The organism is Psychrobacter sp. AT9 (genome assembly GCF_047272965.1).
GTDB classification, from domain to species: Bacteria; Pseudomonadota; Gammaproteobacteria; order Pseudomonadales; family Moraxellaceae; genus Psychrobacter; species Psychrobacter glaciei.
The window spans coordinates 1602162-1624406 of the sequence record NZ_JBKOTW010000001.1; the positions used below are offsets into that span (position 1 = coordinate 1602162).

Consider the following 22245-nt stretch of genomic DNA (forward strand, 5'->3'; position numbering starts at 1 on the left):
GCCCGCAAAAGCGAAAACCAAATCTGACATTAGCGTCAGAAGCGTCAGAATCAAGATATAGTCGGTTCAATATAATTTGGATACAAGGAAGGCGAGTGAAAGTACTACAAGTCGTAGACTAGGCGAGCCTGACACCGTATCCAATTTATAGGGGATTTGACTATAGCAGATAAAAAATAATGGAGTACGTGCTAATGGAACTACAATGGCAACTATGCAGTGAAACCAATCTCGCGTTGTTTTTCCCTAAACCGATCACCTTAGAAAAACAACAAAAATGCTGGGCTTTATCAGACAGTATCCAGAAAATGCCAGAAGTCATCGAAGTGGTGATTGGTATGAATACGCTCAGTGTATTCATCGTGCCATTAACATGGGCTGAGCTTACTACCTTTAAAGATAGGCTGTCAGATCTGCTCAATGATATCCCTTCAAAAACCATCCAAGGCAAGCACGTCGAGATACCCGTGCAGTACGGCGGTAAGTATGGCCCCGATCTAGCGGCCATGGCGAATGACCTAAACCTCTCGGTTGAAGCCGTTGTCGATCTACATACTAAAGCCACTTACACCGTTTACTTTATCGGTTTTCAGCCAGGATTTCCTTATCTTGGCGGCTTGTCTGAGTCGCTGTATTTCCCAAGGCATGCCATCCCTAGAACCCAAGTGCCGGCAGGCTCAGTGGGTATAGGCGGCGAGCAGACAGGGGTGTACCCTTTTGAGTCTCCAGGTGGCTGGCAGTTACTCGGTCAGACGGATACTGCCTTATTTGATTTAACCAAGTCTTCTCCGACGTTGCTTAACGCAGGCGATACTTTGACATTTAAAGCGATTGATATTCATCAATAAGCGATAAATAAAAGATGCATGAATCAAAAAGACAAATAAATAGGTGGTATCAATGAAAATTTTAACCGCAAGTGCCCTTGCCAGTATTCAAGATTCGGGACGACTGGGTTACCGCAGTATGGGCGTGGGTAGAAATGGCGTGATGGACAGCTGGGCACTACAAGCTGGCAACGCTTTGATGAAAAACGAAGCCAACGAACCCGCTATTGAAATAGCGCTCGGTGAGCTAACCATACAGTTTGAAGAAAGCGTCAGCTTTTGCTTAACAGGCGCTTTATACGAGGCCTATCTAGACGACAAGCGTGTTCCTTGCTATTGGCGTATCAATGCAACAGCTGGGCAAACACTCAAACTTTTGCGCCCGCTACAAGGCATGTATACCTATTTATGTGTGCACGGTGGCTTTGATATCGAGCCAGTATTGCAGTCAGTTAGCACCAATCTCAAAGCAGGATTTGGCGGATTTGAAGGCAGATACCTAAAAGCCGATGACAGCTTAGCGGTAAAAACCGAATCAAACCTGCCTGTGATTGGGGTGGCTCGACTTGCACCAACCGAGGTTATTCGAGTGATAAAAAGCAGTGAATACGACTGCTTCACTGAGTCGTCTCAACAAGCGTTTGAAAATCAGCCTTGGAAACTACAAAGCAGTAGCAACCGTATGGGTTACCGCTTAGAAGGATCTACAGCGCTTGAATTTAGCAAGCCAGTAGAAATGAGCTCACATGGCGTTGATATTGGCATGATTCAGGTGCCACCACAAGGACAACCGATTGTCCTAATGGCAGACGGGCAAACGACAGGGGGCTACCCCAAAATCGCAACTGTGATTCAAGCAGACATAGGTCTGATGGCACAGATTAGATTTGGCAAAGCCTGTCAGTTCGTCGTTGTGTCGTTAGAGCAGGCGCTGCATGAACAACAGAAAAGACAACATTACATCGATCAAATAAAGGAGTATGCCAATGAAAATTGATTTAAATGCTGATGTGGCTGAAGGCTGCGGGCAAGACGATAAGTTATTGACGATAGTCAGCTCAGCGAATGTCTGCTGCGGTCTTCATGCTGGGTCTTATAGCGAGATGCTAGCCACCTTGCAATTGGCAAAAGCAAACAACGTGAGCGTAGGCGCGCACCCTGGTCTAAACGATAGAGAGAATTTTGGCCGTATTCATCAGCCGTTAAGTGAAGCCGATTACCGTGCGTTATTGGTATATCAATTGGGCGCGACTAAAGCGCTCTGTGACTTGGTCGGCGTGACTTTGGACTATGTAAAACCGCATGGTGCGTTGTACAACCAAGCCGCTATTGATGAAAATTTATCAGATATTTTGGCGAGTGAAATCAAACGATTTGATCCAAGCCTAAAGGTCATGGGTTTGTCCGGCGGCTATTTGGTTAAATCAGCCAAAAAACATGGTCTAGAGGCGATATCAGAAGTGTTTGCCGATAGAAACTATGAAAAAGACGGCTCGCTGGTCTCTCGTAGTAAAGACAACGCCCTGATAACCGACACAGACGATGCGGTTAAGCATGTGTTGCAGATGATAACTGAAGGGAATGTCACCAGTGTCTGCGGTCAAACCGTACCCGTAGAGGCGCAAAGTATCTGCCTACATGGTGATGGTGAACACGCTATTTTGTTTGCGCAAGAGATAAAGAAACAACTAGAGCTCAAAGGTATCACTATCTCTGCCCACTAAATATCCGTTTCCTAATCATTTGATTAAATAATCCCATATAGCACAAGGATGTTTATGAGCACTATAAAAAAACACAATACCGCCATTTTAGGCGCGGCCTTCCTGATGGCTACATCAGCAGTAGGGCCAGGATTTTTGACCCAAACGGCCACATTTACCGAAAGCCTAATGGCAAGTTTCGGCTTTGTTATCTTAATATCTATTGTTATGGACATCGGCGTCCAGCTTAACGTTTGGCGAGTAGTCGCGGTCTCCAAAAAACGTGCACAGGAAATCGCCAACTTGGTGTTTCCTGGTGTCGGTTACTTGCTCGCGTTCTTAATCATTGCAGGTGGTCTGGCTTTCAATATTGGTAATATTGGCGGTGCCGGACTTGGCATGCAGTCCATGTTTAATATATCGCCCATCACAGGCGCTCTGATCAGTGGTGTGATTGCCGTCGCGATATTTTTAGGCCGAGAAACGGGTCCTATGATGGATAAGTTCGCTCAGTTAATGGGCTTTATCCTGATTGTATTGGTCATTTATGTGGTCTTTAAATCTGATCCGCCATTAGCAGAAGCCGTCAGCAAAACCATCATGCCTGACAAAATTGATGCAGTGGCTATCGTGACGCTAGTTGGCGGTACGGTTGGCGGTTATATTACTTTCTCAGGTGCGCATCGCTTATTGGAAGCAGGCGTCAGCGGAGAAGAGAATTTAAAATCAGTAACCAGAAGCTCGGTCTCTGGTATTTTAATTGCCTCTGTGATTCGCGTATTTTTATTCCTTGCAGTATTAGGCGTGGTATCTCAAGGCTTTGCATTGGATCCTGCCAACCCAGCCATGTCGCCGTTTCAGTACATTTTAGGAAACGCAGGTAAAGTTATTTTTGGTATGGTGATTTGGGCGGCTTCTGTGACCTCGGTGATTGGTGCTGCTTATACCTCTGTGTCTTTTATGACGAACTTCCATCCATTCATTGAAAAGCACAAACGCTACTTCATTATTGGTTTCATCGTGATCTCGACAATGGTGTTTGCCACTATCGGTAAACCGGCCCAAGTATTGGTATTGGTCGGTACGTTAAATGGTTTGGTATTGCCTATTGCTATGGTCATCATCTTGATTGCCGCCTACAGAAAAAATATCGTTGGCAATTATAAGCATCCTATTTGGATTGCGGTATTTGGTTGGTTAATCGCCATCGTTATGAGCATCCTAAGTGTCATGACCATTGCTAAATATCTGGGCATGAGCTAAAAAATTAAGATAAGGAATGTATTATGGATATAGAGCAAATAGAACGTGTGGTCAAACTGGTTGAAAGCAGTCAGCTGCACGAAGTCACGATTGCAGACAACGGGCAATCTATTACGGTGGTTAACAATCTAGGTGCGCAGAATAATGTGAGCGCTAATCCTATAGAGGTCACGACTACTCATGAGCCTGAACAGATTGGTAGTGATGTCTTGCAAGTAGGTGCCACCTATGTAGGGCAGGTGTACTTAAGTGAAGATGATGCAACAGACAACTTAATCAAAGAAGGCGACCATATTCAAAAAGGTCAAACCGTTTGCTTCATTGATGAGTTGACCCGTTTGCAGCCAGTGATTAGTAATAAAGAAGGTGTGGTCAGGGCTGTCTTGGTTGAAAGTGGCCAAAACATTGAGTACGGACAGCCTATTTTCGACCTATCGGGCGCTCCTATTTAGACAGGTAGGTATTTAATATTCGTATAGGTGGGTGTAGGTGGTATTACCTAAGGCGGTTTCGATAGCTGACATTGATTTTTTATTGACCTATGATGTCACGCTGTCTCTGTTTTACATTGACCTGACTATAGCCTTCAAACTGGAGTTTTGACTCTGTTAGTTAGCCTGCTGTTGCAAAGAGAATTTAAGCTATAACTATTTCGGTAGCAAAAACAGCCTTTGTTAAGCGAGCTTGGATCACCGAAAAACTAAGAAAGGCCACTCGAAGGTGGCCTTTCTATTGTTGCAGTGAATCAATTACTGAGCATTGCGTTTGATAAACGCGAGCAACGGATCAATCACATTGTTGTTGGCATCGTCGTCAGCGGAAAGTATATCGTTATGTGCATAGCCTTCACTCATATATACTTCAAAGCCACCTTCTGACCCACCATAAGTTGGAAATGCGCTTAAATCTGCCGCGCCAGACAACATTCTTGGTGTCCCATTACACGTCATTGTGACACAAGGCGCGATTGCATTGGCAAAGCTACGCCAGAGCCCCGATACAGGTGTCAGACCGTTAGTACCACCAAAACCAATCACCGGCACATCAATCTTACGGGCTTGAGTTTGATTGACAATATCTGATCGGCCCCGTCCACCTTGGGCTATTGGTAATGATAGTTTACTGGTATCGAGCCCTAAATTTGCACCACCTGCCGCCGCGTTGTTAGCAAGTAGCAAACCAGTACTAGGATAATACCAATCACTGTAGTTAGTACCACCGACAAAGAACGATGGTGCGATGCGCTTCAGATTGGTTGGCTCTGCCTCAACACCCCAAATCAAAGACTGATTCGATAGCATGGTCGGCGCAGGCCCATTGTCAACAAAGACTGAACTTGGCAAGGGCTGATCATTATCTAACCATGTAAACACGCCATCAGCATTTGAATTGCCAATGCTACCCATTGATAGTTGAATGAATGCTGGTGTGAGGATATTATCATCATCCTGAAAAGTACCTACAGCAGCGCCAGCGGTCACTGGCACAGGACGATCGACAAGGCCTTCTACCTGCTGATAGACGCTATTTGTTTTGCCATTGCGATCTGCACCGAAACCTTGTTGTAGTATATTCTGGGTGCCATTAATCGTATCCTCAAATACCATTTGCATACCCAGTACTTCAGTCGATGCCACTAGCCGCGGACTTAGGCCTGGTAAAGCAATATATGAGCTTATTCGACCTGCTTGCGCTGCTGCATAAAGTCCACCATCAGCGGCAGCTTCCACAGCATCTAACTGGGTATCAGAAGGAGGCTCACCTGCTAGCGCGCCACCTGAACCTTCCAGTAGTACCAGTCCTCGCAGCTTAGCGTAACCAGGCTCTTCAGCACCCATACCACTAAAATTAAAATCAGTCGCCGCATAACGTGCTACAAATCCCGTACCAGCAGAATGACCTGCTAAAAAGACGTTGCCATTACGCGCCGCTTCTCGTGCCAACTCGACTACCACATTAATATCTTGTGAATGAACTTGAGGCGTCCAATTCACCATAAAAGGAATGTCACTTTGCTCATAAAATTCAGCACGACGATTCAACTCAGGACTCAGATCCAGATCCAGCTCACCACCAAAAAGAGAGTCTAAAGCGATCTTAACATCTCTATTTTTTTCAGCAATATCCAGACCAGCTGTGTCCTCAAGTAATGTAGAGCGACGATCAAAACCCCATACCTCGACTGTCATTCCAGCAGCCTTCGCCTTTATCATAAGGTTTTCAGCCAGTCGGAAATAATTGTGCGCTGAGCCTAGTGTGCCGGGTATGGCAACTAGAATAGCGTCGGGCTGTTGATTGTCTTGATCAGCGAGTGCGTAACGCGTATAACGTGCTTGGTTGAGATCAGCGTTTGCACCTAAATGAGTGATGAGTTTGGGATTACTGACCATCACGCCTTCGGTACCAGGGGTTTGTGCTGCTTTAGCAGGACTCGATACAGTCGTGGTCGATACACACATATCATTTACTTGGATAGCATTAAGTACCGAGGAACAAGGCTCAATTACCGAAGGTGTGCTAGTAATATTATTGTCGTTGTCATCATCAGAAAAACATCCTGCCAACGCAATGCTAGCTGCAAAAATAGTAGCCGCATGAACGGCAATCGAAAGCTTATTCAGTCGCATTTAAATCTCCATTTCCGGCTAGACCGGCAACATTTCCGTATGTAGGATTTTTTATATCACATAATTATTACATTGTGTTAAATTTAAGTAATAAATAAAAAATAATAGGTATAAGGCACGCTAGATTATGAGTCATAACTCACTGAATATTAAGTAATTTTACTCTTAAGACAGTAAAGCCATTCGCGCTAATTTTACAGCTGATGCTTGCTATCAAGTTTTATAAACAAACAGTGATGTTTTAGTTATGCGCCCTGACGATGATAATCAAACTACATTTTTCTTGGCGATGTATAGCTTAAACTCTTTTAAATGCTATGCCCACGGCGCGCACAGCCCTGCGGATGGCACTCGACCAAAGCAGTATTTTGCTTATTCTCACTTATATAGTCAGAGCACTTTTAAACCGCTACGGTGCTACCTGTCCTAGATGTACTCAATGTACTATCTGCGGTCGGTCGCCTTGTAGCGATTCTAAAACTCCTTGACTATAGGGTAATAGGGTAATACGCCATAAAAAAGACAGCCTAGGCTGTCTGTTTTGGAGAGTAATTTATTAACGTAAGGCGAGGCGATATTGCCATCTCAAACTGAGTGGGATTAGCGAATATTTTAACGGTATTGAGCAAAAAACCATTTGCCACTTGACCTGCCGCATCCTCAGCCTAAGTTTTGTCTGAGGTAATGGCAGCTAAATATGGCTTACGCATTGAGGCATCAAAGACGCGTACATTTAAATCAAAGGTGTGCTGATTTATTTTCATAGATAACATCCATGTAGGTTTGAATGATACCTAACAAAAATCATCTTATAAAAACTGCTCGAATATACCATCAATATATCTGTCTACCGCTTCTGTATCATTACTTACCTGCGCATAAGTCCTCAAACCGATGAGTTGAATTTGGAAGTAGCGCGCCAGTTCGTTTGGATCTTTATCACTGCTTATTTCACAGTTATCGATGGCTTGCTCAAAGGCTCTAACAAAAGAGGTCTCCACACGTTCTAAAATGCTTGTCGCGTAAGCCAGTAACTCTGGGCTGTCGTTTTGTGTGAGCTCCGCGATGGTTTTGACCACCATGCACATGCCGCTGGGAGCAGTGCCTTTGCTACAGACAGTCACACTTCGGACAAACCGCTTGAGGCCAGCTAGGACGGTTTTTTCTTGCGCAATGCCATTGGTAAGATTGACCGCCCCTTGATCAGCATAGCGGTTTAAGGCTTCTTTAAACAAATTGTCCTTGTTACCAAAAGCGGCATAAAGACTGCCAGGGCGCATGTCCATGACCTCCTGTAAGTTTCTCATGGAGGTGGCGTGGTAGCCTTTTTCCCAATAAAGATTTTTGGCTTTTTCGATTACGTCATCACGATTAAACTTCGCTTGTTCACTCATCATGTTCACCTTAAAAGCTATTGTTTTATAAAACTGCCATCTTAAATTCTGGAAAACTAAGTCACACTAGTCTTATTGGTAGAGTTAATCTCAAACTACAAAAGCATAACCATTATAACGTGTTACTAGGATAACTGTTTCTTGCGTGCTGTGCCTATGTGCCTACGCCGACAGAGGCGATAAAAAATTATCCTAGCAGCACTGTATTGGTGCTAACCAGTTACTCCGGTTTTAGTGCCAATACTTTATCGATATCTGTCGCACTGTAACGGTTTTCCAGTTGTTCCCATGCTTCGCCCCACGTGCGGTTGACGATACGACCACGTTGTACTGCGGGACGCGCTAAGATAGCTTTTGCCCAACGCTGCACATGGGTGTAATCATCGACTTGCAAAAAGTCTTTTGCCTCATACTGATTGCCCAGCACCAAGTTGCCATACCAAGGCCAAGTGGCAATATCGGCGATACTATACTCATCACCGGCAATAAATTCATTTTTTGCCAATTGCTTATCAAGCACGTCCAACTGGCGCTTGGTTTCCATGGTAAAGCGATTGATGGCATATTCAAATTTTTCGGGTGCATAAGCATAAAAATGCCCGAAACCGCCGCCCAAATACGGGGCAGAACCATGTAACCAAAATAGCCAGTTAAAGACTTGGGTGCGTTTGCTGCCTGCTTTAGGTAGTAATGTATCAAACTTTTCAGCAAGGTAAAGCAAAATAGATGCCGACTCAAATACCATTTCAGTCTCTGAGACAGAGCGATCAACGAACGCTGGTATTTTTGAGTTGGGGTTGATATCGACAAAGCCTGATGAAAACTGATCGCCGTCGCCAATATTAATCATATGGGCGTCGTATTCTGCATCTTTGCCTAGCGCTAGTAGCTCCTCTAACATGATGGTGACTTTTTGACCGTTGGGCGTGCCCATCGAATATAGCTGCAAATCATGCTTGCCTACTGGTAATTCTTTCTCATGGGTAGCACCGGAAACGGGGCGATTCACACTGGCCCATTTACCGCCACTCTCTGCATCATGCGTCCAGATTTTGGGAGGTACGTATTGGTTTTCCATTTTTATTATTCCTGTTTTTATATTCGAGGTTATTTGATGTCTTTGGCGAAGTTTTGTGGATATAAGGCGCGTGCAGCTACGTCATCAAAATCTGATTTGAACTCAATGTCTTTGGCGATATTGCGAGCTTTATCAACCGCAGGACGAGTGTTTATACTAGCAAACCAACGTTTGAGATTCGGGTAATTGTCTAACCCTGCTTCGCCCAATACAAAGGCGGCCTTATCAACCCAGCCCCAAGCAGAGATATCCGCAATAGAGTAGGTGTCTCCAACCAAGTAGTCACGGCCTTCCATGTGCTTATCTAGCACTTCGTAATGACGCTCTGCTTCACGAAGGTAACGATTGATCGCATAAGGGTTTTTTTCAGGCGCTTTATGTCTAAAGTGCACTGATTGACCAGAAAATGGACCTAGGCCTGTCGCGACAAACATTAGCCATGACAGCATCTCGCCTCGGTCTTCTGGCTTTCCAGCAAGCTTGCCTGTTTTTTCAGCTAAGTACATCAAAATAGCTGTCGAATCAAAAACTCGGTGGCCATCGTCTTCGATAGCGGGCGCTTTACCGTTTGGATTAATCGCGCGATACTCAGGCGTGTGTTGCTCACCTTTCAAAGTATCTACAGGCATCAGCTCGTAAGCGAGGCCTGTCTCCATAAGATACAAAGCCACTTTCATTGGATTAGGCGTTTGGTGAAAATAAAATTTAATCATAATACTATCCTTAAAGGGTGAAAAGAATTTAGATGTCCGTCGCGTAGCTACAATAAACATAAATGAACGACCGTTCAAGTGTATTTTGACCAATTATTTGTTTTATTAAGGTCAACTGTAGCGATAATTTTTATTAAACAGACTTTTGTGGTCGTAATAATAAGGCGAGTCCAATCGCGACAAAGGCGGCAATGCCAGACATCATATAACTGATACTAAAGTCGCCAGTAAGCTCTGCGAGATAACCTGCTGCCACTGGTCCGAGCGCCTGCCCACCCGAAAAAGCAAAAGTCAGCGCTGCAAGAGCACTTGCTGCCGCCGCAGGTCCGAAATAATCGCCAGCGGAGGCTGCCATAATGACAGGCACGCTCCAGACCACCAAGCCAAACAGAATGATGGACATATACAGTCCTAAAGTCCAATCGGTCAATCCGACCAGCAGATAAGCGATGGCCAGAAAGAAAAAAGCCAGAGCGAGCCCAAGACGTCTGCCAATGTGGTCAGAAATCCAGCCAAAGAGCATACCTGAAAAGACACTAAGTAGCCCAATCCATGCCCAGATACCACCTGCAGTCGCTTCGCTCAGTTGATATGAGCCAACCATACTAGTCACGATAAAAGTTACGTAAACCATATAAGTGGCGCCATAAATAGCAAATATAATGCCCAAATGTACAAGCAGCTTGATATTGCTACGCTCTAGTTTTTTCTTATTCTTTACAGGCAAGGTTGGGGTGCGCCCAAAGGGACTTTGATTGACATCGTTTGGGTGATTGCGAATCAAAGTGAAAGTAAGACAAGCCACCACAACATTGATAACCGCAAAAATTAGCCAGCCTGTCTGCCAAGACAGTAGTGTGGAAACAGGCAGGAGTTTTGGGACGACAAAGCCAGACAAAATAATGCCAAACCCAGGACCAGCCATGACCAGTCCTAAAGCGAGACCACGGTGCGAAGGAAAAAACCAATGCGACATGACGCTCATCATCGGCAAAACCACGCCGCCGCTACCAATACCAGTGAGCACATAAAGTGTGCATAGTAGAGGGAAGCTTGTGGTAAAAGCCATACCAAGCATAGAGGCAGCAATTAAGAGAAGGCTGGCTGTCCCAGTAGCTCGAGTACCAAATCGAGGTAGGATGAGCGGGCTTAAAATAACAGCGACGAGATAGCCTATCAGGTTAGTAAACCCCAATATGCCGCTTTGAGTATAGTTTAGTTCCAAAGAAGCCGACATAGATGGCAGTAACATTCCAAAGGCAAATCGTCCTAAGCCAAGTCCGCAAAACATTGCTACAGCGCCTGTCGCAGCAACTATCCAAGCATAATGTAATCCACCTAGTCTAAGGGGAGGCGTGCGACCTTGGTCTTCTTGTTGAATGCTCCCATCATGCATTGTGATTCTCCGATAAGTGGAGAAGAGCACGCTTTGCGATCACAGTGCTCATGTTAGATAGATCGAATAAAGCGGTTATCTGGCTTAAAGTATTACCCATTTTACACACATCCTTTTGTGTTTAGGTCTCGTAGAATTTCCAAGCGACTGTGGCATGATCGTTATATGAATAGCTTTTGCTGCTTCCTTAGCGACTGATATCAGTTAGATTTCTCTAATCATCATCATGCACAATACAAATGAGTATAACTTTGCCTGAACGTTCGTTCAATAGGATTTTACATAAGAAGCTAAATACTTCATGAATGACATAAAAAAATGCCAGAACATTTGAGGGACTGGCATTTTGATTACTACTTCTACGGTATAGTCTTCATACGGATGTCTTTCTGCTATTACAGTAGTATTTTTCTTTGATATATAGATCTCTCAGTTGCTTATTCGCGTTCAAATTTTCAAGGCAACCGTAAGTATTAATAGATCAGTGGTTGATCATTGAAGTTTTTAATCATTTCCTACTGATACATTCATCCCAATATGGCGGTGTACCATAATAGTCTGCCATAAAATCAATGAAACACCTGATCTTGTGAGGTAGCAGTTTTCTATGGGCATAGATGGCATATAACCCGATAGGGGTCGGTTCATATTCAGGTAACACTATGACTAACTTGCCAGCATTTAATGCTTTACTAGCAATAAAGGTCGGTTGCAATACCAATCCAGCGCCTTCAATGGCTGCCTCTACCAATACGTCGCCATTGTTACTCCGAAAAACACTACTTTCCTTGAGTTGTTTGGCTTTTAGGTATTTGAAAATTTGTCCCTTAGTGTCTATATTCATATAGCTATAATGCAAATAGCGATGCGCTTCTAAATCCTCAAGTCGTTTAGGTGTACCGTGAATATTAAGATAGTCGGGCGATGCGCATAAAACCACACGAATAGGTGCGATTTTCTTAGCAATAAGTGATGAGCTTTCAAGCTGTCCAATACGCAGGGCAACATCAAACCCTTCTTCAACAATATCGACTTTTCGGTCGCTTAGCTGTAGATCAACAGTGACTGAAGGGTATCGTGCTTGAAAGTCAGTGACCAATTTTGCCATATGCTTTAAGGCGAACGAGACGGGCGCACTGATTCGTAAGATACCTTTAGGGAGCTGCTGTAAACCGCCCAATTGCGCTTCCATTTCATCAATACTCAATAAAATCTGCTGCGCATGGATAAAATACTGGCTGCCAGCTTCAGTCACGCTTACTTTACGAGTCGTACGATTGAGCAGGCGAGTATGTAACTGCTCCTCTAGTTTTGCAATATATTTGCTGACCAGTTGTGGTGAGAGCTGTGTCGTAGTTGCGGCCTTACTAAAGCTGCCCTCATTCACCACCGCTACAAAGGTACGCATCGCATCGATTCTGTCCATATTACTTCCTATTACTAGTTAGTCGTCAAATAAATTATAAACGTTTTGTTGTTAATTATTCAATATTATCTATCTTACTCTTTTGATTTATTGATAGTAAAGTGTGTTCATTCCAATAGATCGAATAACTTTAAATAATAAACATGATGGAGTAATCATTAGTGAAAACGTCAATAATACATAAAGCTTTACTATCGAATGCTGGTGCAGCTGCTCTAATATTACGTATACCAATAGGTTTGATTTTGGCCGCCCATGGTGCGCAAAAGCTATTTGGTTGGTTCGGTGGCAATGGGCTAGCAGGCACTGCGCAATGGCTGAGTAGTATGGGTATGGAGCCTGGTTTGCTAATGGCGATATTGGCAGGCGGCGCTGAGTTCTTTGGTGGTCTTGCCTTAGTCTTGGGCTTACTCACACGACCTGCCGCACTGGTTGCTGCATTTACGATGTTAGTTGCGATCTTCTCTGTACATATCAGTAATGGTTTATTTGCCGCTGATGGTGGTTATGAATACGCCTTAGTCTTGATGGTCGCTTTGCTTGCTTTAGCCGTACAAGGTGGCGGTTCTCTTAGTCTGGATAAAGCATTATCAGAGAAAATAGGGTCGGTTAAATAACGATCGAAGATAAAACCTGCGAAAAATTGTGCTTTTTGAATCTCAATGTTGACACGTACCAGCGCTTTATTTGTCATTGAAATAAAGAGCAATGGGGTAATAGCTAATGGGTAATCAGTCACAGCCAATCAGCCCGTATTGTTTAATAGATAAAAAGGCTATCATAGGGCTCTTTAAATATTTGGGAATCAACGATGAAAAACATTTTTATTATTGGGTTGGCCACTATAGCCCTAGCAGGATGTAGTTTATTAAAGAGCGAAGCTATATCTGCTCCTCAAGTAAAAAATGAAGTGGCGACATCGGGACAGATAGAAACAGTTATCGGTTTGCCTATTCGGCCAGGAAATGTCATGGCTACTAGCGATGGTCGGGTGTTTTCTACCGTGCATCCGAACGATGGTGAACAGGGAGTGCAGTTATTTGAAGTGACTGGCGCCAACAGTTATGAGCCTTGGCCTTCAAGTAAATTTCAGTCACCTAAAGGTCAGTATGGTGAAGCGACCATTGATACGCCACTAGGTATCACCAAAGATGATGCAGGTGGGTTATGGATTGTTGATATGGGTCAGCACATCGGTAAAACTCGTGTTTGGGGCTTTGATATTAAAACCGGTGCATTAATTAGCAAAATCGATATACCTACAGATATCGCACCAAAAAATAGCTTTGTGCAAGATTTAGTGGTTGATAGAAAGAACGGATGGATTTATTTGGCTGATATTCCCAATCCAGCTATTATTGCGATTGATATGAATACCAATGAAATACGTCGTTTTGGCAATCACGTCGCTTTACAACCCGAAGCTGACGCAAAAATGGTAATCAATGGCGTGGATATCATGCTAGGTGGGAAGCCAACAAATAATGGTATCAACCCAATCACGATGTCCGCCGATAATAATACGATTTATTTTGGCGCGATGAATGGTAAGTCTTGGTATAGCTTAGACGCGACCTTATTTAGAGCGAAAGCCAGTGACGAGCAGATCGGCAATAGCATTACCCGTGTTGGTGACAAACCCGTTTCAGATGGTGCCACTACAGACAGTCATGGAAATCACTACTTTACCAACTTAAACGATAATGGCTTAGATGTGCTTGATAATAAAGGACAGCTGACCTCGTTGGTGCGAGACAGTCGATTCGATTGGCCTGACAATGTGTCTTTAGATGCAAATGGATGGTTATATGTTGCAGTAAATCAATTACACAAAACACCACAGTTCACTGGCACTGTCGATCAAGGTCAGCCACCTTACTATATCTACAGAGTGTGGGTAGGTCGGTAATGTAAATACAGGTTATCTTGTTTAGGGAGTGTCCTCAATCTGAACGAAAGCGACTAAATGGGCTAAATCTTGCCAAACTGCATCAAATAGTGCAGATAATGTTGGGATATTATCTGCACTATTTGATGCAGTTTGGCTGCAATTTATCTCATTTTTATCACCATTTTCAAAATGAAGACACACCCTAGTAAACTAAATCATTTATTTTTGATGATATATCAAAAACTATGCTGCGGAGAGAAAAGAAAGTTATTACTGATAAGCCAGCTTGCAGAGCAAGACAAACTGGTGAGTAAAAGCCGACTTTATAGTCTATTTGTCATTTTAAAAAGTCAGGATTCATAAAGGCAGGGTTTGGATAAGTATAAAATCCTTCGCCAGTCGCAGCACCCAGTTTATTTTGATCGATCAACTGCTCTTTTAGATACTTAGCGGCCTTGAATCTGACTGGGTTTTGAGTCGTTTCAGCGGCTAGCTTAGTGATGTTGTAGGCCGTATTGATACCTATCGTATCCAATATGCCAAATGGCCCTACAGGCGCGCCAGTCACTATCATCCACGTCTTATCTATTGTATGCGGATCGGCAACTTCTTTGGCTAGTAATTGCAGGCCTGCGTCTATGAAAGGCGCTAATAAACTGTTCATTATATAGCCGGGTTGCTCCTTATCCAGCGGTAGTGCCACCATGCCAATCGCGGTAGCAAAAGCAACAACATCATCAAATACTTTAGGATCTGTGCCAGGATGTCCCATGATTTCAGCGACATTATGCATCCAAATTTTATTGGCAAAATGTAGGGCTAAAAACTGAGCAGGTCGTCCCGTTGATTCGGCAAACTGGCTAGGAAGTAAGGTTGAGGTATTGGTGGCAAATATCGTTTTCTCTGGCGCTAGTTTGGCAAGCTTTTCATAGAATTCGATTTTAATTTTAGGGATTTCGGGAATAGCTTCAATCATTAGATCGGCATCTTTGACCGCTTCTGCTAAGTCTGAGGTATAGCTAAGATTGTCAAAGGTCTTGTCCAACTGCTCTTGCGTTGCTCCCAAATCTTTTCGAAAAGCCTTGCTCATCAATGGAAACTTTGACTTTGCTTTTTCTAATACCTCATCATTGATGTCATAGACACTGACATTAAAGCCATGGAATGCGGCTTGAAAAGCAATTTGATAGCCTAGGATGCCGCTTCCAGCGACCGTTACATTTTTATACGTCATTGTATTCATTTCCTAAAAGTAGTGGATATAAGTCGCTAGATAAATGTCTAAAACTTATAGACCTATTATTAAGTCAATTTACTTTATTATTCAACCTTCATTTCTATAAAAATATTAGGGTCGGTCCTCAATTAGTTGACCATTACATCTTAGTGATGGTTGAGTTTATTTATGATAATTAATTCTTTCCGGTAATATTTGATAATAATCAAATTTAGCAGGTGCTACACTTAGATAGCTCTTTACTATGAACTGGAGAAACTCATTGCGCGCTATTCCTTATAAATCTATTGTTAGCGCACTATTACTTATAGCTGTCGCAGGTTTTTTAGTGTTTCGCTGGTGGCAAGGACCGCTGTTACCAAGCTATCAAGTATCTTCTATGCCTTTGGTACAGACGGTAGTAGCGACTGGACGTATCGTTGCAGTCTCACGTACTGAGATTGGTAGTGAAGTGGCTGGTGTGGTATTAGAACGACTGGTGCAGGAAGGTCAGCAAGTAGCAGCTGGTGATTTATTGCTAGTTCTTAGCGCCGATGAAATTACCGCTCAAGTGCGTCAAGCAGAAGCAGAACTGGCAGAGCTGGTCAGTAGTAACCGTCCACAGGCAGCAGTGGATTTGGCCAATGCCGAAGTCGCATTGGCGCAAGCTAGCCGTAATGTCGAGCGGAGGCGTGAGTTAGCGGCCATCTCGGCCATTTCTGATGAAGAAATGGAACAGGCAATCCAAGTACAAAAACAAGCCCGTAATGACCTTGAAAACGCCCGCCTCAAAGCAAAGGCATTATCCACTGGTGGTGTAGAGGAGGACTTATTACGTGCCCGTATCGCAGCATTGCAGGCGCAGCTCAATAAAACGCAAGTACGTAGCAAAGTATCCGGCACTATCTTGACTCGTAATGTTGAGATAGGGGAGTTAGTACAGCCGGGTCAGAGCTTATTCACTATCGCTCTCGATGGTAATACTGAGATACGAGTACCGCTTGATGAGCGTAATTTATCAAGCCTAGAAGTTGAGCAACAAGCGGTCGCTATTGCTGATGCTTATCCTGATAAGCCATTCCCAGTACATATCAGCTTTATTGCGCCAAGTATAGATCCACAGCGTGGTACGGTAGAAGTGAGATTGGCTGTCGATCCTATACCTGAGTTTTTGCGTCAAGATATGACGGTATCAGTAAATATCGAAACGGATCGACGTGCAAAAGCCTTGGTGGTTCCTAATGATGCGTTAGCCAATGTCAAAAAAGACAATGCTGACGTTTTGCTATTACGCAATGGTCAAGTACAACGCCAGCAAGTGAGATTAGGATTGCGTGGGTTGTCAGCATCAGAGGTGCTCTCAGGTTTAAGCGCAGGCGATGAGATCTTGGTTGATGCCACTGCCTCACTAGCTGATGGCGCACGAGTTAGAACCATTCAGCAAGCAGCCCCTTTTGCTACTACTGATGCTGACAAGATAACGACGGCAAATGATAAGAGCCAATCAGTGGAGACAGTCAATTGACGGCTTTTTTTGGTAGATTTTGGATTGATGCAAACATTGCCATCAGTTTTTTGCGCGAGGGACGAATACAGTCACTGATGATTACGTTGGGAGTGGCAATAGGTGTTGCGGTTATTATATTTATTACCGCATTGATTCAAGGGTTGCAGACCAACCTTATTGATAGCACCCTTGGTAGTCAGGCACATATTCGCTTAGTATCGCCAGATGAAGTCAACCTAATAGCGCCGCCTGTTGATGATACGCTACAACTGATACAAGAGGACAAGCGTCCGCAGCGCCTGCGTTCAATCAATAATTGGCAGCAAATCACTGATACTTTAGATCAGCTGCCTCTCTTAACAGCAGTGTCACCAAACGTATCTGGGCCTGGTTTCGTACGGCGTGGTGAGGCATTAGAGTCAGTGATACTAGTCGGTACTGATCTGGAGCGCTATCAAAAAATCATACCACTCAGTGAGTATTTAATCAGTGGCGAGCTACGAGTGAGCGCAGATAATGTATTGATTGGCAGTGAGTTGGCTAAAAACTTGGGTGTAGAAGTCGGTAGCAAACTGCGCTTAGATAGCGGTCAAGACGATGATGATAATAGTCGCGATAATAATCTCAATAACAACAGCGCTGTAGTCAATATCGCTGGTATATTCGAGCTTGGCGTACGAGAGCTCGATGCACGCTACGTTTATCTAGACCTAAAACAAGCGCAGTCCTTACTAAACTTGCCGGGTGGTATCACCGTTATTGATCTGACTGTTGAAGACATCTTTGAAGCAGAGGAGATCGCTGCGCAAGTTGGACGTTTGACCTCGCTGCAAGCAGAAAGCTGGATAAAGACCAATGCCCAACTGCTGAGTGGTCTCACTGCTCAAAGCCTATCTAGCAATATGATCGTAGGTTTTGTAGCGATTTCGGTGGCTTTTGGCATTGCCAGTGTGTTGTCGGTCAGTGTGGTTCAGCGTACGCGAGAGATTGGTATCCTACGAGCAATGGGCGCGACCCGACAGCAAATTTTGCGAATATTCTTGATTCAAGGGGCTGTATTTGGTTTGTTAGGCTCGATTATCGGTAGTGGCGTAAGCTATGTATTGGTATGGTCTTTTAATACCTTTGGACCCAATATATTTACGATTCCAATATCGATAAACTTGATCTTAGTGACTATGTCGTTAGCAACGCTAACCGGTATTATAGCCGCCGCTATTCCAGCGCGGCGAGCAGCGGCACTTGATCCCGTGGTGGCTATTCGCTATGTCTAATAATGATTCCACAGACACCCTTAACAGCCGTTCTACTAATTTTCTTAATAAGACGTCAACCCTTATGTCCAGACAATCTCACGAAGTTTTGCGTTTAGAGGCGCTCAAAAAGTCTTATAACATCGGTCAGCCTAATGAGATTGAGGTGCTTCACGGTATTGACTTAACTATTGGTACTGATGATTTTGCAGCCCTGATTGGTCCTTCAGGCTCAGGTAAAAGTACTTTATTAAATGTGCTAGGGTTATTGGATCAGCCAACTAGCGGCGAGCTGTATCTGTTGGGTCAAGCAACCAGTGCTATGAATGATGCCGGTCGCACCGCTTTACGCGGCAGTAGTATCGGCTTCGTGTTTCAGTTTCATCATTTAATTCAAGCTTTCAGTGCCTTAGATAATATCTTGATGCCTCTAACGTTAACACAGGGTCGTCCAGATAAATTCGCTATTCAAAAAGCGCGCGAGCTGCTAGCAGCGGTTGGTCTAGAGCGCTTTGCTGACAGCAAACCTAACGAGCTCTCAGGTGGACAGCAACAGCGTATCGCCATTGCTAGAGCGCTTATAACTGAGCCTGCATTATTGTTAGCCGATGAGCCTACGGGTAATCTGGATACCGTTACGGCCGGAGAAGTGTTCGAGCTATTCCGAAAAGTCCATCAGGAACGTGATTGTGCAGTATTGCTGGTTACTCATGATCCGCGCTTGTCAGCATCCTGTGATCGAACGATTAATTTGGTTGATGGTCGTATTGATAGTGATACGTTGAATAATTAAAAAATGTAGGGTCTGTTCCATATTTGAATGTTCAACAGACCCTAATATTAGCGGCGTGTTTGATTAGATAAGTAACTGCTCATCATTACAATTATAGAGAAGAAAATTTAACCAATTTTATCCTACTATCACAGAGGAAGTTTTTATAAAGTTACAATACGAAAACTTCCCAAGTTAATGTCTACGGATTTGAAAGCATAGGTCAATGTTATCGAAGACTATTATGATAGATCATTAGCATGGATAAGCGATGTTTAATAAAGCTGCTAATATTCTGCCAGAACTAACTCAACAGCACACCGCATAAACCGACAACAGCTATAACACGTTGAATAATCAAGCTGTCTTGCAGATGAGTGTTTTGATAGGTAGCAACACCTTTGCCGACAGTATATAGACTTAGCATGGCAACAATCATACCGATAAAGAAGCCAGCAGTACTACTGTTGGCAGGAACTTCAATGGCATGTGCCGCACCATGGAACATAGCGAGTGCACCAAAGCCAACGATGGCTAAATTATGCCATGTGTTTACTGATGCCTCGTTGCTTTGATTCGGTGCATGGTTAAAGTAGCGGCTCATAAGTGCTAGGGTTAATAATACGATAGACAGTAGGATACCGAATTCAATAAACGTGCTGTTAAGGCTCACACTTAAACTCAAGGCAAATCCTGCTACCAAACCAATGACTAATGAGGCAAAGCCTTTTTTAGAGCTGTGCATTTGGGTAAATAGCAAGCCCATGCCCAGTGCTAGCATCAGATGGTCGAACCCAGTCAAAGGATGCAACATACCAGACAATATTGAAAGGCTAAATGAGCCATCTGCTGCCATCAAATCATGTCCTGGGTGAGCAAATGCCAGTGTCGGTAGCGTTGCCAACCATGTTAGCAGTGCTAAGCCACTGGCATTTGTCGTTTTGTTAGTCAGGTTTTTGCGTGTCATGGTTTGTGAGGTTTTTATGGTCATGATAAATCCTTAATGTGTAAGCCAATCAATATGATCACTGTCTGATAGCCTGCTTATCATTCAGTAGTTTTAAGAGCACCTATTTATGCCATAGCATGTGGCATTATGGACACAGTCTTACGCTATGCTTATCATGCCTCTATCAAGGATAAAGGCAACAATGTCATCAACGCCTTCGCCTGTTTTCATGTTGCTAAAGACCACAGGCTTATCGCCGCGCATTTTTTTGGCATCACGTGCCATCACCTCAAGTGACGCGCCTACGAAAGGGGCAAGGTCGGTTTTATTGATAATGAGCAAGTCCGATTTCATGATACCAGGGCCGCCTTTACGAGGGATTTTATCGCCTGCCGAGACGTCAATGACATATAGTGTCAAGTCGGACAATTCAGGGCTAAAAGTTGCTGCCAAATTATCGCCACCAGACTCGATGATAATAAGCTCAAGACCTGCAAACTGCTGCTGTAATTCGGCGATGGCAGATAGGTTAATTGAAGCATCTTCACGGATGGCAGTATGCGGGCAGCCACCCGTTTCGACACCGCGAATGCGCTCGGCTGGCATGGCCTCATGACGCGTTAAAAATTCAGAGTCTTCTTTGGTATATATATCATTGGTCACCACTGCCATATTGACGTTATCGCGTAGGCATTGACACAATCTCAGCGTCAATGCCGTTTTTCCTGAGCCTACAGGGCCACCAATACCTAAGCGTAGAGGAGAGAGCGTCGTGTCTGAATGTTTGTTTTCGACTTTAGGAGTTAGTGCCATAAATAAATATCCTTAATAAGTGTTAGGGTTTTCAGCCATTAAGAGCGAAATAAGCGGCTGTATTGCCTTTCATGCTGGCAAGACAGGAGCGCTAAATTTGGTAAGTTAGCTGATATTTGTAGCTGTTGATAAAGTAGATTTAGCTTTGATATCGCTATGTCAGAGCTATCTGCCATTAACGGCAGCCTTTGAGCGTACAAAAAGCTTTGCTTGACGCTAGCAGCCAGTGGCTGTACTTGTTGGCTTAATAGCTGTTGCAGCTGCCAAATGATTCGCTGTCCTGCCATTTGCCCAAGCGGTACGGTTTTGACCGCAGCCAGCACCATATTTTCGATTTGACCAAAGGCGTAAGTGGTCATGGCTTGTACAGGGTTAAATTGCCAGTGCGAGCTGATATGGGCAAACAGTGGCAAAAACCCATGGGCGAGTAAGCTATCAGGCACGTTGAGCTCAAGAACATTATCTAGCCATGCGGATAAAGACAGTGCCAATTGACTTGACTCATAGACGAATTCTTTGGTTTCGCGGCTAGCGTGGTAATCTGAACCTAAAGCATCAGCAAGTGCGACGTCTTCAACTATAAGGGCTTCAATCATGAGCGCTAGTAGCGGTAGCTCATAACGACATAATGCCAGCTCCAGATAATCACTCATAAAATCCATGCTACTGCTTTCATCATGAATAAGCCCTGACTCAATAGCAGGTTCTATGCCTTGCGAGTAGGTATAACTGCCAATAGGTAAGTTGCTTGACGCCAGCATGAGCAAACGTCCGGTCACATCTGCATGATTCAAATCATTCATACCTTGTGGTGTACTAGCAGGATGCTGGGAGTGCGTGGCATGATTAGTCATAAGAGTTGCCGTGGGGGTGTGAATGGTCGTGATCGTGATGACTATGATTGTGATTATGACCATGGGAGTGAGAATGTCCGCCTTGATTGCCTTTATAAGCACCAGTCTCTGGCTCAAACGGCGCTTGTAAGGCGTGGGTATGTAGGCCAAGTTGATGTAACATCGCTTCTAAAACATGGTCAGGCTCAAAGTAGAGGGCAGTAGGGGTCAGCATTAAAGGCACATGGCGGTTGCCTAAATGGTAAGCGCCCTTCATAAGGTCAAAGTTATTATCGGCAGTCACTTTGATTAAGCCTTGCTTGGCGGCCATAATCTGTATTAAATTGCCTTGATGGTCTGCTAGCACACTGCCATTCTTAATGGTTTCCGTACGTGGCAAATCAATACCAATGGATTCTTGATGCTGGGTTTCTGCTTTAAAACGGCTACGCTGACGGGTATCGAAATCTAAATATAAAAAGTTTTCTGCCTGTTTTTGCCTATCAATAATCGCCTGTTGTTCAGCGCTGAGGGTTGATAGATCAAGGCGTTGCGTATAAATGTTCATAATTATATTTATAGTC

The 22245-nt window shown here is 44.0% G+C and carries 21 protein-coding genes; 10 read left to right on the forward strand and 11 right to left on the reverse strand.

Translation table 11 applies throughout. The features are described 5' to 3' along the window. Nucleotides 1-194 precede the first annotated feature (194 nt). Genes pxpB through ACMFL8_RS06825 form a run of 5 tightly spaced genes read left to right on the forward strand, consistent with a single transcriptional unit; the run spans nucleotide 195 to nucleotide 4245 of the window. The gene (gene pxpB / locus ACMFL8_RS06805) at nucleotides 195-848 is read left to right on the forward strand and encodes a 5-oxoprolinase subunit PxpB (RefSeq protein ID WP_413190479.1); all 654 of its coding nucleotides are present in this window, start codon (nucleotides 195-197) and stop codon (nucleotides 846-848) included. Between the two features lie 52 nt (nucleotides 849-900). After that, nucleotides 901-1824, forward strand: a complete 924-nt coding sequence (locus ACMFL8_RS06810) for a biotin-dependent carboxyltransferase family protein (RefSeq protein ID WP_413190480.1) — start codon at nucleotides 901-903, stop codon at nucleotides 1822-1824. Continuing rightward, on the forward strand, nucleotides 1814-2551 hold the full coding sequence (gene pxpA, locus ACMFL8_RS06815; RefSeq protein WP_413190481.1) for a 5-oxoprolinase subunit PxpA: 738 nt from the start codon (nucleotides 1814-1816) through the stop codon (nucleotides 2549-2551). The genes ACMFL8_RS06810 and pxpA overlap by 11 nt, the downstream gene beginning before the upstream one ends. Nucleotides 2552-2605: 54 nt before the next feature. Further along, the gene (locus ACMFL8_RS06820; RefSeq protein WP_201551326.1) at nucleotides 2606-3793 is read left to right on the forward strand and encodes an NRAMP family divalent metal transporter; all 1188 of its coding nucleotides are present in this window, start codon (nucleotides 2606-2608) and stop codon (nucleotides 3791-3793) included. A gap of 23 nt (nucleotides 3794-3816) precedes the next feature. Continuing rightward, nucleotides 3817-4245, forward strand: a complete 429-nt coding sequence (locus ACMFL8_RS06825; protein ID WP_413190482.1) for an acetyl-CoA carboxylase biotin carboxyl carrier protein — start codon at nucleotides 3817-3819, stop codon at nucleotides 4243-4245. 297 nt (nucleotides 4246-4542) lie between these two features. Here the strand turns inward: ACMFL8_RS06825 and ACMFL8_RS06830 are convergent, their stop codons facing one another. From ACMFL8_RS06830 to ACMFL8_RS06855, 6 genes are all read right to left on the reverse strand, one after another. Continuing rightward, entirely contained in the window at nucleotides 4543-6420 is a 1878-nt protein-coding gene (locus tag ACMFL8_RS06830) for a hypothetical protein (RefSeq protein WP_413190483.1), read from the reverse strand. A gap of 809 nt (nucleotides 6421-7229) precedes the next feature. Then, nucleotides 7230-7814, reverse strand: a complete 585-nt coding sequence (locus ACMFL8_RS06835) for a TetR/AcrR family transcriptional regulator (RefSeq protein ID WP_210539228.1) — start codon at nucleotides 7812-7814, stop codon at nucleotides 7230-7232. 220 nt (nucleotides 7815-8034) lie between these two features. Beyond that, nucleotides 8035-8892 (reverse strand): glutathione-dependent disulfide-bond oxidoreductase, encoded by an 858-nt coding sequence (gene yghU, locus ACMFL8_RS06840; protein ID WP_210539229.1) that lies wholly within the window; start codon nucleotides 8890-8892, stop codon nucleotides 8035-8037. A gap of 29 nt (nucleotides 8893-8921) precedes the next feature. Continuing rightward, entirely contained in the window at nucleotides 8922-9605 is a 684-nt protein-coding gene (locus ACMFL8_RS06845) for a glutathione S-transferase family protein (protein WP_189582305.1), read from the reverse strand. A 133-nt stretch (nucleotides 9606-9738) separates the two neighbouring features. Continuing rightward, nucleotides 9739-11001, reverse strand: coding sequence for an MFS transporter (locus ACMFL8_RS06850; protein ID WP_413190484.1), 1263 nt, complete (start codon nucleotides 10999-11001; stop codon nucleotides 9739-9741). Nucleotides 11002-11509: 508 nt separating this feature from the next. Beyond that, entirely contained in the window at nucleotides 11510-12427 is a 918-nt protein-coding gene (locus ACMFL8_RS06855; RefSeq protein WP_413190485.1) for a LysR substrate-binding domain-containing protein, read from the reverse strand. A 161-nt stretch (nucleotides 12428-12588) separates the two neighbouring features. Here ACMFL8_RS06855 and ACMFL8_RS06860 point away from each other — a divergent pair, with 161 nt between their 5' ends. Together ACMFL8_RS06860 and ACMFL8_RS06865 are read left to right on the forward strand one after the other, a co-directional pair. Further along, nucleotides 12589-13044: a DoxX family protein gene (locus ACMFL8_RS06860; protein WP_194621142.1), complete on the forward strand. Its 456-nt coding sequence runs from the start codon at nucleotides 12589-12591 to the stop codon at nucleotides 13042-13044. Between the two features lie 194 nt (nucleotides 13045-13238). Beyond that, nucleotides 13239-14336, forward strand: coding sequence for an L-dopachrome tautomerase-related protein (locus ACMFL8_RS06865; protein ID WP_413190486.1), 1098 nt, complete (start codon nucleotides 13239-13241; stop codon nucleotides 14334-14336). 319 nt (nucleotides 14337-14655) lie between these two features. On the opposite strand, the gene ACMFL8_RS06870 is transcribed toward ACMFL8_RS06865, so the two are convergent. Continuing rightward, a complete protein-coding gene (locus ACMFL8_RS06870; RefSeq protein ID WP_413190487.1) occupies nucleotides 14656-15552 on the reverse strand; it encodes a 3-hydroxyacyl-CoA dehydrogenase in 897 nt (298 codons plus the stop codon). Between the two features lie 265 nt (nucleotides 15553-15817). On the opposite strand from ACMFL8_RS06870, the gene ACMFL8_RS06875 reads away from it, so the two are divergent. From ACMFL8_RS06875 to ACMFL8_RS06885, 3 genes are all read left to right on the forward strand, one after another. Further along, the gene (locus tag ACMFL8_RS06875; RefSeq protein ID WP_413191380.1) at nucleotides 15818-17059 is read left to right on the forward strand and encodes an efflux RND transporter periplasmic adaptor subunit; all 1242 of its coding nucleotides are present in this window, start codon (nucleotides 15818-15820) and stop codon (nucleotides 17057-17059) included. Next, a complete protein-coding gene (locus tag ACMFL8_RS06880) occupies nucleotides 17056-18315 on the forward strand; it encodes an ABC transporter permease (protein WP_413190488.1) in 1260 nt (419 codons plus the stop codon). Before ACMFL8_RS06875 ends, ACMFL8_RS06880 begins: the two co-directional genes overlap by 4 nt. Nucleotides 18316-18379: 64 nt before the next feature. Next, entirely contained in the window at nucleotides 18380-19087 is a 708-nt protein-coding gene (locus ACMFL8_RS06885; RefSeq protein WP_189582290.1) for an ABC transporter ATP-binding protein, read from the forward strand. Nucleotides 19088-19370: 283 nt separating this feature from the next. On the opposite strand, the gene ACMFL8_RS06890 is transcribed toward ACMFL8_RS06885, so the two are convergent. The 4 genes from ACMFL8_RS06890 to ureE form a co-directional block, all read right to left on the reverse strand. Beyond that, nucleotides 19371-20057: a HupE/UreJ family protein gene (locus ACMFL8_RS06890; RefSeq protein WP_413190489.1), complete on the reverse strand. Its 687-nt coding sequence runs from the start codon at nucleotides 20055-20057 to the stop codon at nucleotides 19371-19373. A gap of 117 nt (nucleotides 20058-20174) precedes the next feature. Beyond that, nucleotides 20175-20828 carry an urease accessory protein UreG gene (ureG, locus tag ACMFL8_RS06895; protein WP_413190490.1) on the reverse strand — a complete coding sequence of 218 codons (654 nt, stop codon included), beginning with the start codon at nucleotides 20826-20828 and terminating at the stop codon, nucleotides 20175-20177. Between the two features lie 38 nt (nucleotides 20829-20866). Further along, on the reverse strand, nucleotides 20867-21682 hold the full coding sequence (locus tag ACMFL8_RS06900; RefSeq protein WP_413190491.1) for an urease accessory protein UreF: 816 nt from the start codon (nucleotides 21680-21682) through the stop codon (nucleotides 20867-20869). After that, entirely contained in the window at nucleotides 21675-22229 is a 555-nt protein-coding gene (gene ureE / locus ACMFL8_RS06905) for an urease accessory protein UreE (protein WP_413190492.1), read from the reverse strand. Before ureE ends, ACMFL8_RS06900 begins: the two co-directional genes overlap by 8 nt. Nucleotides 22230-22245 lie beyond the last annotated feature (16 nt).